The 13,461-nt window shown below is 40.7% G+C and carries 7 protein-coding genes; all 7 read right to left on the bottom strand.

Features of this window, described 5'->3' with window-relative positions; translation table 11 throughout:
• Positions 1–733 precede the first annotated feature (733 nt).
• The 7 genes from ACPUEN_RS00930 to ACPUEN_RS00900 all read right to left on the bottom strand — a co-directional run bounded on the left by ACPUEN_RS00930 (position 734) and on the right by ACPUEN_RS00900 (position 13,451).
• Positions 734–3,115 (bottom strand): hypothetical protein, encoded by a 2,382-nt coding sequence (locus ACPUEN_RS00930; RefSeq protein ID WP_425637964.1) that lies wholly within the window; start codon positions 3,113–3,115, stop codon positions 734–736.
• The gene (locus ACPUEN_RS00925; protein ID WP_425637963.1) at positions 3,116–4,420 is read right to left on the bottom strand and encodes a hypothetical protein; all 1,305 of its coding nucleotides are present in this window, start codon (positions 4,418–4,420) and stop codon (positions 3,116–3,118) included. It abuts the gene before it with no gap.
• A 263-nt stretch (positions 4,421–4,683) separates the two neighbouring features.
• Positions 4,684–4,941 carry a hypothetical protein gene (locus ACPUEN_RS00920; protein WP_425637962.1) on the bottom strand — a complete coding sequence of 86 codons (258 nt, stop codon included), beginning with the start codon at positions 4,939–4,941 and terminating at the stop codon, positions 4,684–4,686.
• Complete coding sequence (locus ACPUEN_RS00915) at positions 4,938–7,220, bottom strand: RHS repeat-associated core domain-containing protein (RefSeq protein ID WP_425637961.1); 2,283 nt, start codon at positions 7,218–7,220, stop codon at positions 4,938–4,940. Before ACPUEN_RS00915 ends, ACPUEN_RS00920 begins: the two co-directional genes overlap by 4 nt.
• A 121-nt stretch (positions 7,221–7,341) precedes the next feature.
• Positions 7,342–8,640 carry a hypothetical protein gene (locus ACPUEN_RS00910; RefSeq protein ID WP_425637960.1) on the bottom strand — a complete coding sequence of 433 codons (1,299 nt, stop codon included), beginning with the start codon at positions 8,638–8,640 and terminating at the stop codon, positions 7,342–7,344.
• A gap of 487 nt (positions 8,641–9,127) precedes the next feature.
• A complete protein-coding gene (locus tag ACPUEN_RS00905) occupies positions 9,128–9,379 on the bottom strand; it encodes a hypothetical protein (protein ID WP_425637959.1) in 252 nt (83 codons plus the stop codon).
• Positions 9,380–9,464: 85 nt separating this feature from the next.
• Positions 9,465–13,451 (bottom strand): DUF6443 domain-containing protein, encoded by a 3,987-nt coding sequence (locus ACPUEN_RS00900; RefSeq protein ID WP_425637958.1) that lies wholly within the window; start codon positions 13,449–13,451, stop codon positions 9,465–9,467.
• Positions 13,452–13,461: the final 10 nt, after the last annotated feature.

The following is a 13,461-nucleotide window of genomic DNA, read 5'->3' as shown; positions in this document are numbered from 1 at the left end:
GCAAGTTTTGGGCTTTCAAAAAAAAGGATGATAGCAGCAAACAAATAATAAAAATGATTTCTATACGCATAATTATTTTGTCTAATCAATATAGCTAACCCTACTTTTAAAATATCAATTTGTATATTATTTTCAATCAGTCTTTGCATAGTCAATTAATTTCTATGTACTGGGTGAATTTGTCTCTCTTATTTATTTCTGATTCGTCTAGCGAACCTTTTCCTATTTCCGTTCAATACCATTTCGTTACCAAAACAGCACCAAGAGGTGGTTTGCACCCTCCGCTTAATCATCGATTGCGGTATAACTACTAACCTATTCTATACAACATGCTTTTGATTCACATCAAAGAATTTAAGAAAACACATACGAACAGTTGGGTGAAATAAAACTCATTCAGATTCTGATAAAATTTCAATATGTTATATTTTAATAAAAAATACGAATATTAAAATCAATAAAATGACTAATATGATTTTACCAGAAATTGATAAAAAATTATGGAGAAACAATAAAATCTTTAATCTTTTTAAAACAGGTAAATCGTTACACTCGTCATGAATTCTTTCGATTATCTCTTCGCGAATTAATGAAAAAAACACTGATCTTTTTCTAAATATTATATTAAATTTTTTATTTAATATATATATATATTAAATCTATAAACAATAGATAAAACCATGTGCAAACCCATTAAATAAAGGAAATATTTAAAATACATTCAAAATTAATTTTAGTCTTTCTTTACTCTTCTATTAACTTCAACTCTAGTTGCGTCAGATTTCGTTAAACTACTTTCTTTCAATTCATTTTTAAGACCTTCTGTTGATGTATATCGATTATTCTGACTATTAACATATTTTGTTACATCATTTAAGATATTAGAAAATTGTTCAATAGAAAAGCCAAGCTTTTCGGCAAAATTCCCTATATCGCCTTCAGTCATATTGGAAATGTTAACTGGTTCTCCAAGGAATTGGGTATAGGAAGCTTCGGCCCAAACTCCACCTCCAAAAGCTTTTCCAGGTGAAACAAAAGGAATCAATCCCCCTAATTGAGAACCATCAGCTGTTGTATTAAATTCAAAAGAACCATCAGGTAACCCAGTTGGAGCACCTCCTAAAAAACCTCCTATTCCAAATCCAAGTCCTGACAAATCCTCTAAGCTTCCACTATTTAAATATGTTCCAATACCTCCAGCTATTCCAATACCTGACGCTGGCCCCATTGATCCATTAATATATTGTACTGCATGAATTCCTTCCTGATCTCTCCTAGTCCCAATAGCTATTCCGTATGCTCCACCAGCTGTAATACTTAAATTTCCAGCAACAGGTACTATTCCACGACCTTCAGTTTGGATTGAGACAGACTCTAATCCTTCAAGTTCAACATGCGCTACAACCTTATTTTCACTGAAAGCATATGGACTATTATGAACATACTTATCTGACAGAGGATCTATGTTGAAGAATCGACCTATGTCTGGCTGATGATTTCTCCACTTGAATGAACTCCAATTCAGCCCGAAATCATCTATTGATTCCTGACTCTGAAATTTCCAATTGTTAACTTTTATTCCTCCATACTGATACCCCAACCCTGTCAGTTCTAGTCCCCAAGGATCGTAATGTGTTTCCTGCACAATCGCCGAACTCACACTCATCACCATCATATTGTCAAACCAGACATCCTCTGCCGTTTCGTTCACCACAAAGGTTTCCATATAGCCGTCTTTGGAAATATACATCTCCTCTTCCAGAACTTCATGCTGGTTTGCCGCATTTTTGGAAAGGACTTTCTTGCCTACCTCATATCTGTTGCTGTCCTGATCATACAATGCATACATCAGGTAGGCCTCCGGAGCTTCCTTCTTCTGAAGATCCTTCGCCAGGATGTCTGCCAAGTTAAGTAAGGCGATTGGGTTTGCTCCGCCCGCCCGTTGGTTACTTAGCGCCAGTTCATTCAGATCGGCGATCATTCTTTCCTTGCCTCCGGCTGCCATAAAGCTGGCCGCATTCGCTTTCTGGTTCTTGTCTTCCAGGTATTTGCCATGCACCTGCAGTTTCAGACTGTCACCCGCATAAATTTCCTGGGTGCGTCCCGGACCTACCATTCTGCCCCTATTGGCATTCAGCCAGGCCACCTGGTTTCCACCTACTGTAACGTTATGCTCAGGCTCTGTCTGTCTGGATTCGGATATCATCGAAAAGGCCATCTCCTCTGTTGCTGCGCTGCCGGATTCCATGGTTGCCATAAATGTCTGGCTTGTCGCTGCACGCAAAACTTGTCTGATATTTCCCAGATGATCCTTAAGGTAGTATTCTCCCCAGAGACCATCCACCTCAGCAACAAGCCTTCCCTCTTCATGGATCAGGTAATCAAGGGCTCCATCCAGTAACACGATCTCCCCGATGTAATCCTGGGTTTTAGTCAAAGTCCCGCTACTGTTGTACACCTTCTGGGTCATTTTATTGCCCGTGGCATTATAGGCAAAACGGAGTTGCGCCCCACTCTCAAAGGTGATCTCCTGGGGCAGATTGAGATGGTTATAGGTGATCAGGGTAATTTCCTTGTCCACGTTGGCCGTCATATTCCCATTCTCATCGTAGCCATACGCTGCTGTTCCCCAGTCCTTGAAATCTTTTGCAGTATAATTTGTACTCAGATTGTTATCCTTTACCTGGGATAGTCTATTACTGAATCTATTGTAAGAATACTCTAAATCATCAACAACATTATAGTCTGAGGTAGCTCTTTGATTCCTCCTTTCCATGGAATAGATATTCCCATTGGCATCATAGGTGATTCCCGTAACATTAAATCTATTGGCTTCACCACTGGCCGTGAAATTCGCGGTTTTCAGCCTGTTGGCATGGTCATAAATGTAATTGTAAGTCCTTGTTTTAAAGGCTCCCCCGGAACCTTCCTTCCCTCCCCAGTCGATCCGGGAGATATTCCCGTTGTAGCGTGGTGCTGTGGCTCCACTTTCCTGGTAATAATTCGTCTGGGTATAGCCATCGGTCAATGAACTTCCTAGGGTCTTTAACCAGCCTCTGATATTGTAACTATAGGTCTGGTTACCGCAAAAAACCAGTAGTGCCAGCCAATGCATTTAATGACCCAAACCATCCAAGTCTTTAAAATAATACTCCACCTTCTCATTTCCTTTTTCTTTCAACCCATCCATCTGAACCAACTCCTTCACTTCCTTTTTGATCTCCCTGAAGGAACCGATCTCAAAGCCGATCTTGAGCTGAACCCTGCTTTTGTACAAACTTGACTTTTCGTCAAAAAATGGATCAACGGATCCCATCACCACAGAGCGGATTACCTTACCTATAGGGATGGCTCTACCAACCGCGAAGCTGGATGCCCAAGCTTTTCCATCGAAATTCCTTGATTCATACCCCGCAGGATTGGTGATGGTCACCTGATTGCGGTTTACCGTGCCCTGAGCAAACCAATTTCCTTTGTTGAATCGTAGGCCGGTAAATACACCGAACCCTTCTCTTCTGAGTTGTTCATCTTTATCAAACTGTTCTTTCCATGAAACACCGCCCATAAAGGATAACTGTTGAGAAAAAGAATAGGAAAGCCCATAATCCAACAGTATCCCTTCGCCAAAGGAAGTCAATGGATCATACCAAAGCATCATCCCTATCCTGTGGACAGCCGGTGCCTCTTTTAGCCGGTTTGGCTCAAAAAATTCATTCTTTTTGTTATTCAGCTCGGAGGGAATCGACTTTAAATTCCCGAGTGAATCGATTTTCAGCTTGGAAAAATCCTTACCTGCCTTTTGAATGTATTCTTCGCTGATATGCCTTGCCTTCTCGGTTGCAAGTTCTTTGGCTTGATCAAAAGGTACTTCTGAAGGCAAGCCTTTTTTGGTCAGTTCTGCCAAGGCCTCTTTACCGTAGAAGTCAGGAAGTTTGGCATCTCTAGCGTCAAAAGTATCTTTCACTACTCCTGAGATTTGCTCTTCCAACTTGGGCATGATCCATTCATTGGTCAGCGCCTTGAGGTTTTCGTTATTCTGATCCACCAACGATTCCAACTCACCCACTTGCTTGACTTCGGCCAACTTTGCTTTGGATTCATTCACGCGCTCCAGCGTGTTTTTCGCAGCATTCTTAATTTCAGATCCGGGAATATCTTCAGATTCAATCAAGCTTTCCAGGGTTTTACTTTCCTGTTCCAGCACTTCCCTGCTCCTTTCCTTGGCCAAGGTAAAGAGGCTGTCACGGTGGGTGCTGTCAGTAGTGATCTCTTTCAGCTCTTTGATTTCTCTCCTTAGCGAATCATAAGATTTCTTCAATGACTGGATCTGCTTGGGCTCTTCCATGTAAGGGATTTCAGGTTTGGAAGGTAAAGTAGCAATAGATTTTGAAATCGAAGGATTAGTAAGCTTTGAATTCAAGCTACCCGGCAAGTTTTGAGCTTTCAAAAAATAGGGTGATAGCAACAAACAAATAATAAAAGTGAATTGTTTTCTCATAGCTGATTTGTAAAACCAAATACATTTACACCCTTCATTTAAATGTCAATTTGAAAGTTATTTATCTTGTAGTTTATAAATACTCTTTTCACTTTTTTTCTTATGCACAAAAAATCACTGTTCGCAGCAGCATTACCCGCTACAAAAAACAACATCAGGCTTACTATGGTCAACCATTTTATCATTTATTCTACATAAAAGGCATCTATTAACTCTTCCAAGATTTTGCCTTCAGACGTTAATTCATAATCTAGATCAAACCCTTTTTTCTGTAATTCTTCACCTGCCCAATCACGGATTTCATCTGCTACATCTTCATCAACTTCAACAAAAACAAACTTATCTTCTTTTCTATTTTGAAGTTTTAATTTTAAATCTGGTTGCTGTTCAGAAAGACTATAATCCAAATAGTCATACTGATTTCTGTTTAGCTTGACTATCATTGTCCTAATTGTTTTAAGAGTTTGGCAGCTTTACTTGAAGATGTCGGATTGACGGATATTATCCTGCCCGTTTGTGGATTAACCACTACTTCACCAAACTGACCAATAAACCTTTGGCTTTGTCTACCCAATTGATCAGTAACTACATTATTTATTTTCAAAGGGTTTTTTAGCGCATCGAGAATAGCACTTGGTTTTACTCCAGCTCTACCCATACTCCCGATTGCTCTATTGACACCATGTCCTATAAATCCATTAATTTTTAGTCCATTTGCAGCTTGAATACTCGTCTTAGCAACTTTTCCAATAAGTTTTCCTCCAGGAATAAAACCGACTCCCGCTTCATATGCTAAACCTTCACCAAATTCTTCACCAGAAAAAGTGCCAGTCTGAGCATCCATTAGACCTGTTAATAAAACCCCACCAGGCAACATTTCAACTACCTCTTTTTGTAAATCATGAAGATCATTTACATACTTGCTCACCCTTCCTACTTTTCCCCAAGTACCTTGCTGCTTTTCATTTCCCTCTTGAGTTGGAGATGGGATTAATAGATTATGGAAAAAATCACCTACTGCTTGGAAAAACTTTGATATATCATCCGGATCATCGGTAAACATACCTCCATTCTGTCCCTCAACCCACATCCCATTGGGATCAGTAAATGCAATTGGGTTGTTAAGCGTGTAATTGTAGGGGCTGAATGCCTGATAAGAATCCGCCATCGGATCCACAACACCCCATCTCCCTATAGCCGGATCATACATCCTAGCCCCGTAGTCATAATACTGGAGCCCGTTGTCCTCGATCAGTTCCTTTCCGTTGTAGAGGAACTTATTCGAATGATTATTGTAGCTATAATCTAAACCAGCTATTGTCATCCCAAATGGATAATAATGATTTTCCTGAACTACAATTGGTGTAGTTGACTGAACCCGTAGATTATCGAAATAAACATTTTCAGATGTTTCATTTACTACAAAGGTTTCTATAAAACCATTTTTCTCGACCGTTAGGGTCTTATATAAGAGCTCATGATTATTTGCTGCAGCATTACTTACTAATACCTTTCCCTGCTCATACAATACACTATCCTGATCGTACAAAGCGTACATTAAGTAGCTCTCCGGAGTCTTCCTGTCGTTAATGTCTGCCAACACCAATTTTGTGATTGAGTAAATTAAAAATGGATTTATCTGAGGCGCCAATTTAAAATTATTAACTGATTCTAGCATATGATCTTGAAACAATAGGTTAGAGCCGCTTTTAATTGAACTTACTGGACTAACAAATCCCTTTCTTTTTCTATCAAATATAACGTCCACTTCTAGCGTCAAACTATCGCCTGATTGAACTTCTTGCACTCTTGAAGGTCCCAATACCCGTCCACGGTCAGCGTTCAACCAAGCTACTTGGTTCCCCCCTGAAGTATTGTTGTGCCTATGATCCAAAATTCGGGTTTCAGAAATTTGTCCAAACTCCTTTTCTTCTTCTGCAGCACTTTCAGTCTCCAATGTTGCTCTGAGCCCTGATGTGACCGGGGCTCTGATAACTTGACGGACGTTACCTAAATGATCTTTGTAGAAATACTCATCGTAAAATACTGAATTATCTGAATCCCATGTAGATCTACCCTCTTCGTGAGCAAACGACTGGATTACATTATCTACATAAATAAAGCCTTCCAGATAGTCAATCCTTTTGGAAACACCATTTGTGACAGTCGTAGAATAAAGTTTCACTCCCTCTGCATCATAAACGTTTGTAATCTGATTGGAAGCGCCTCCAAATTGAATCACTCTTGGCAACTCATTGAAATTGTAAGTGAGACTGGTTATTCCCTTATTCGCGTCAGAAATGGTAGAGCCCGCATTATTATACGTATACTCTGTAGTTATAGAGGCTCCATTCTTAAAATCAGAATACCCCAAAGTACTACTTATGGCATCTTCAATTTTCGTCAACCTATTTCCAGAATAAGTATAAGTCAATTGGTCAATTGTACTGTAAGAACTAGGGGAAGAAGTTTTCCCTTTCCTAGTTAATGTTTTAATATTACCGTTTTTATCATAAGATGTTGAGGCAAGTGAGTACCTATCCAATTCCTGGTCCCATGAAGTTCCAAACGCAGCAAAATAACCCTGTAACAATCTGTTTGAAACATCATAAGAATACCCAAAACTTCTCTTTACATTATCCCTATTACTTTTCCACTGAACCCCAGAAATATTCCCGTTTAAATTACTGGTACCATATCCATAATCGTAAAAAATCTGCATCCCAAAAGTATCTCCAGACTGAGAAAGGTTTGCGTCATTAATATGAGTTAACCAACCGCGTGGATTGTACTTAAAATTGACAGTACTTAACAGATCAATGAGTAACTTTTAAGCCTTTTTATCACAACTCCCCAGCATCCCTCAAATAATACTCCACCTGCTCATTCCCTTTTTCCTTCAATTCATCCATCGGAATCATCTCTTTGACTTCCTGTTTGATTTTCTTAAAGGAACCGATTTCAAAACCGATCTTGAGCTGAACCCTGCTTTTGTACAGACTTGACTTTTCATTAAAAAATGGATCAACAGAGCCCATCACCACTGAGCGGATTACTTTACCCATGGGGATGGTTCTACCGACAGCTAAGTTGGATGCCCAGGCCTTTCCATCGAAATTCCTTGACTCATATCCCGCAGGATTGGTGATGGTCACCTGATTGCGGTTTACAGTTCCCTGAGCGAACCAATTCCCCTTACTGAATCGTAAGCCGGTAAATACACCGAATCCTTCTCTTCTGAGTTGTTCATCTGCATCAAACTGCTTTTTCCATGTCACCCCGCCCAGCAGGGAAAACTGCTGGGTAAAGGAATACGACAGTCCGTAATCCAGAAGCAGCCCATCCCCGAAGGAGGTCAGCGGATCATACCAACCCATCATACCAACGCGATGAAAAAAAGGCTGTCCTACCAATTGATTTTTCTCAAAGAAGTCTGCCTTTTTCTTATTCAGGTCAGATGGAATAGTCTTGATATTCCCCATTGAATCAATTTTCAGTTTGGAAAAATCCTTACCTGCCTTTTGAATGTATTCTTCGCTGATATGTCCCGCTTTCTCGGTTGCAAGTTCCTTGGCTTGATCAAAAGGGATTTCAGAGGGCAATCCATTTTTGGTCAGTTCTGCCAGCGCATCCTTTCCATAGAAGTCTGGGAGTTCGGCGCTTCCTGGATCAAAACCCTCTTTCACTACTCCTGAGATTTGCTCTTCCAACTTGGGCATAAGCCATTCATTGGTCAGCGCCTTGAGGTTTTCATTATTCTGATCTATCAACGATTCCAACTCACTCACTTGCTTGACATCTGCCAACCTGGCTTTGGAATCATTCACCCGATACAGGGTGTTTTTTGCGGCATTTTTGATTTCCTCCCCTGGGATCTCCTCGCTTTGGATCAGGCTTTCCAGTGTTTTGCTTTCCTGTTCCAGCACTTCCCTGCTCCTTTCCTTGGCCAGCGTAAACAGGCTGTCTCTCTGAATGCTGTCATTGTTTATCTCCCTGAGGTCTTTGAGTTCTTTCTGCAGCGAATCATAAGATTTCTTAAGTGACTGGATATGCTTGAGTTCTTCCAAGTAAGGAATTTCAGATTTCGTGGGTAGAGCAGAAATAGAATTTGAAATCGAAAGTTTGGGAAGCTTAGAATTCATGCCACTTGGCAAGCTTTGAGCTTTCAAAAAATTGGGTGAGAGCATTAACAAAATAATAAAAATGAATTCGTTTCTCATAGCTTATTTGTCAAACCAAATACATTTATTCCTTTCATTTAAAAGTTATTTATCTAATTTTTTATAGCCTTTTTCCTTTTTGAATTACAAATTATATTATAGAAAGGTGTAGATACAATCTATACCTAGTCAAAAACATGTTTTATCTACACCCAGAGGGGCAAATCTTACCCCAATATCAACTGACACCCAGTTAGCATAATGAATATTGACATATGGAAACCATATTTTTGGATTCTACTACGGTTATTTCTTTTACAGGTGAATAATAATTACTGCTTTAACATATTCAAGATTTTAAATTCTCGTCGGTGTAAAATCGCAGTTTCTCCGGACTATTGTCTTGATCTATGTTTAGTCTGACATTTAACTACTTAATTACTATATAGAATAAAATTTAATTTTCCTGTTAATTACAATTAAATTTCAATTCCATACTTTTTATAAACTTCCCATCCCTATAAATAGTGAAATTAAAATCGTTATTTGGCTTGTTAATTGAATCTCCAACATGTATTTCATCCCAAAAGTCATCATATAAAGGACTCGTGGGGAAATAAAACTTTAATTCGTCTTTGCCACTTTTGATAATAATTTTTTTCACACCTCTATCCCATTTATAATAATTCTTCTCAAGTACTAAACCAGAATATTCTTTCATATTTCTATTATTTCGAAACTCGCAGTTATCACATGAACTAAAAAAAAACATAATAGCCAAACTAGTAATAATTCTAATTTTCATATTAATCAAACATTTGAGATAAATTAAAATTATATCCAACTCCAACACTAAAACTAGTTTTTATTGGAAATGATGGGCTATACCCTGCAGATAAAGAATATCCTGTTACATTGTTAAAATTTCCAATAAAATCATTAAGAGTCATTGAATGACTTATCGAATAATTTCCAAGACCGTATTGCATAGATAAACCTGACAAATCTCTATGATATAGGCTTCCATTTGAATTATATCGTGAACCCTTTGCACCAATACCTATATCCAATCCTCTAGCATATGACATATTTAAATAAAGGTTATTAGTTAGTTTATTATCCTCATCATAAGCTTTAATCCATTCTAAAGAAAAGCTCGCACCTCCAGCAGGGGTAATTCCATTCAAGTAAAACCCACCTGCATTAAATACTGATATATTCGATGTTCTCGACTGAGTATTGTTAAAATTTATTGACCCAAAGGTTGAATAACCTAAATTATTATCCCTCCATTTGTCCGCTGCTCTTCCCAATACCCCGTCAAATGCTCTTGGTGCTGAAACTGTTACCTCATCCAGAGTTCCACCATCATAGGTTTTTCCCTTTTTATCATCTTGTGTATGTTGGTTAAAGAAAGCTTGAATCTCATCCTGATTATCTGTTGAATATCCTGACCCACTCTCTACCCACATCCCGTTTGCATCAATCAGTTTTACAGGGTTATTCAACGTATAATTGTATGGACTGAACGCATGATAGATTTCAGCCATCGGATCCACACTTCCCCATCTTCCAATCGTGGCATCATACATCCTTGCCCCATAGTCATAGTACTGAAGACCTTCGTCCTCGATCAGTTCCTTCCCGTTGTAGAGATACTTATTCGCTTTGATCCCTCCATATTGATACCCCAGTCCTGTCAGTTCCAAGCCCCAAGGATCATAATGGTTCTCCTGAACGATCACCGGGGTGGTGCTCATTACCATCATATTGTCAAACCAGACATCCTCTGAAGTTTCGTTCACCACAAAGGTTTCCATATATCCGTCCTTGGAAATATACATCTCCTCTTCCAGAACTTCATGCTGGTTTGCCGCATTTTTGGTCAGGACTTTCTTTCCGACTTCGTATCGATTGCTGTCCTCATCGTATAGTGCATAGATCAGATAGGCCTCAGGAGCTCCTCCCGATAGGAATCGGGATTGCAGATCCTTGGCCAGAATATCTGCCAGGTTAAGTAAAGCTATAGGATTTGCACCGCCTGCACGCTGGTTGCTTAGCGCCAGTTCGTTCAGGTCGGCCACCAGTCTTTCCTTGCCTCCTGATGCCATGAAGCTTGCAGCATTCGCCTTCTGCTTTTTGTCTTCCAGGTACTTGCCATGAACCTGCAGTTTCAGACTGTCACCTGCATAGATTTCCTGTGTACGTCCAGGACCTACCATTCTGCCCCTGTTGGCATTCAGCCAGGCAACTTGGTTCCCGCCTACGGTTACATTATGTTCCGGTTCGGTCTGTCTGGATTCCGATACCATCGAAAATGCCATCTCTTCTGCTTCTGCATTCTGGGTTTCCATGGTTGCCATAAAACTCTGGCTTGTTGGTGCGCGCAATACCTGTCTGATATTACCCAGATGATCCTTAAGGTAGTATTCTCCCCAGAGACCATCTACTTCTGCCACTAGTCTCCCTTCTTCATGGATCAGGTAATCAAGGGCTCCATCCAACAAAACAATCTCCCCGATGTAATCCTGTGTTTTGGTCAAGGTTCCACTGCTGTTGTACACCTTCTGGGTCAGTTTATTTCCTGCAGCATCGTAAGCAAAACGAAGTTGCGCCCCACTCTCAAAGGTGATCTCCTGGGGCAGATTGAGATGGTTATAGGTGATCAGGGTAATTTCCTTGTCCACATTGGCCGTCATATTCCCATTCTCATCGTAGCCATACGCTGCTGTTCCCCAGTCCTTGAAATCTTTTGCAGTATAATTTGTACTCAGATTGTTATCCTTTACCTGGGATAGTCTATTGCTGAATCTAAAGTAAGAATATTCAAGATCATCCACAGTTTCATATGTCGAGGATGTCCGCTGGTTCTTCCTTTCCATGGAATAGATATTCCCATTGGCATCATAGGTGATTCCCGTAACATTAAATCTATTGGCTTCACCACTGGCCGTGAAATTCGCGGTTTTCAGCCTATTGGCATGGTCATAATTGTAATTGTAAGTCCTTGTTTTAAATGCTCCCCCGGAACCTTCCTTCCCTCCCCAGTCGATCCGGGAGATATTCCCGTTGTAGCGTGGTGCTGTGGCTCCACTTTCCTGGTAATAATTCGTCTGGGTATAGCCATCGGTCAATGAACTGCCGAGAGTTTTCAGCCAGCCTCGAATGTTGTAGGTATATGTCTGGTTGCCGGAAGTTATTTCAGGGAAAGATTTTACTGTCAATTGTCCTAGGTCATTGTAGGTATTCTGGACGATTCTTCTGGTCGTCCCATCTATCGTATGATCAATGTAGGCCAGCTGGCCAATTACATTATAGTTATAAGATCTTAAGATAGCAGCTACTCCCGTATTGGTACTCGAAGTCAGGCTGAGGGTAGGTTGACCTTCAAAATTGTACTTGGTGGATGTACGGATTTCCCCTCCCAGTTGATGTTCGGAAATGGTCTGGATTACCTGTCCCTTGTTGTCATAATATAAAACAGTAGTATAGAACGCGCCTGTTTCCAGATTTTTAACTTTCATGCCAGTCTGAAGCCCATGGACTCGCGTGCTTGCCTGTGCATCAAAACCTGTATTTACCTGATAGCTGTAGCCTGTAAGGGCTGCATAGGAATCGTAATAATTCACAGTCAACAACTCCCCTTCCTCATTTGGCCAGCCATTTGTGACTGTTCCGTTTACCATCGCAGCATTGTTAGATCCCGCGGTGCTCAGGCTTCCCTGGAGGGTTCCAAAGTCCTGGTCGCTTTTAGTGACCAGTCCCGTAGACAGCACCCTTCCCAAAGCATCGTATCTGGTATACAGCCATTTACTACTTTTACGCAATACCCCATCCTGCATACCCACCGGACGGTCCTGAGCATCGTAGAGAATATATTCATCATCCTTGCCGGGAACCTTCTTTTTGCTCATTCTGCCTCTGCTGTCATAGGTATAGCGAAAGTATTGTTCAAAAGCCAAGTCAGAATCCGCAGACATGGACCAGACATCATTTACCTCAAACAGATCTATGGCCACCGGAGGAAGAACTACCCGTAACTGACCCAGATCATTGTAAACATAATAGGTACTCAGCCAACCTGAGTGGCCATCAGTGACTGGCGTAACGCAGCCTTCGGTTTTTTTCAGGATTACTCGCCCCAGTTTATCGGTAAATTGGACTGTCTGGATATCATCCTCATCAGCGCTGATCTCCACCCATAAGGTATTGGCAGTGTAGGATGAAGAGGTTACCGGGAGCCCGTTGGAGTCAAGGGTCCAGATTCTTACATCATCGGCTAAAGTATTAGGCCTTCTTTCAAACTTGACTTCTTTGCCTGAATTAAGATGCCAAGCCAAACCAGGGGCCGCCTGTTTGTCCACACGGTTCAGCGGGGAAGGTTCAAAAAGAGTCTGGGAATAGCCATAACTGTCCCCATATATCGCAGAGGTCCTGCTGGTATGAGTAGAAACTGCTGTACTTCTAAACCTCCCGTCCTGGGTACCCCCCGTTTCATAATAAGGCAGGTACTCTTTTTCCTGACGTCCAAAATCGTCATACTCAATAGGGGTAATCAGGTCCTTGCCGCTGATGGTTGAAGCTTTGCCTACCGTCTGCATCGGCCAGCCCAGGCCATCCAGGTAAGTAAAACTTTTATACGACTGGCTCGATGTACCGCCTGTAACAGTGGTCGTAGAAGTTGTGGCTATTCTGGCTTTGTAGGTCTTGACAAAGTTCTCCGTAGTCTGACCAAAGGATGTTGATACGCTAACCAAAAACATAAAAAGAGCAATGCTGAAATAGTGTCTCATAGTCAAAAAA

This window comes from Algoriphagus yeomjeoni (assembly GCF_049821175.1).
Taxonomy (GTDB): domain Bacteria; phylum Bacteroidota; class Bacteroidia; order Cytophagales; family Cyclobacteriaceae; genus Algoriphagus; species Algoriphagus yeomjeoni_A.
The sequence above is the reverse complement of the archived record's forward strand: the minus strand, read 5'-3'. Positions and strand labels throughout refer to the sequence as shown.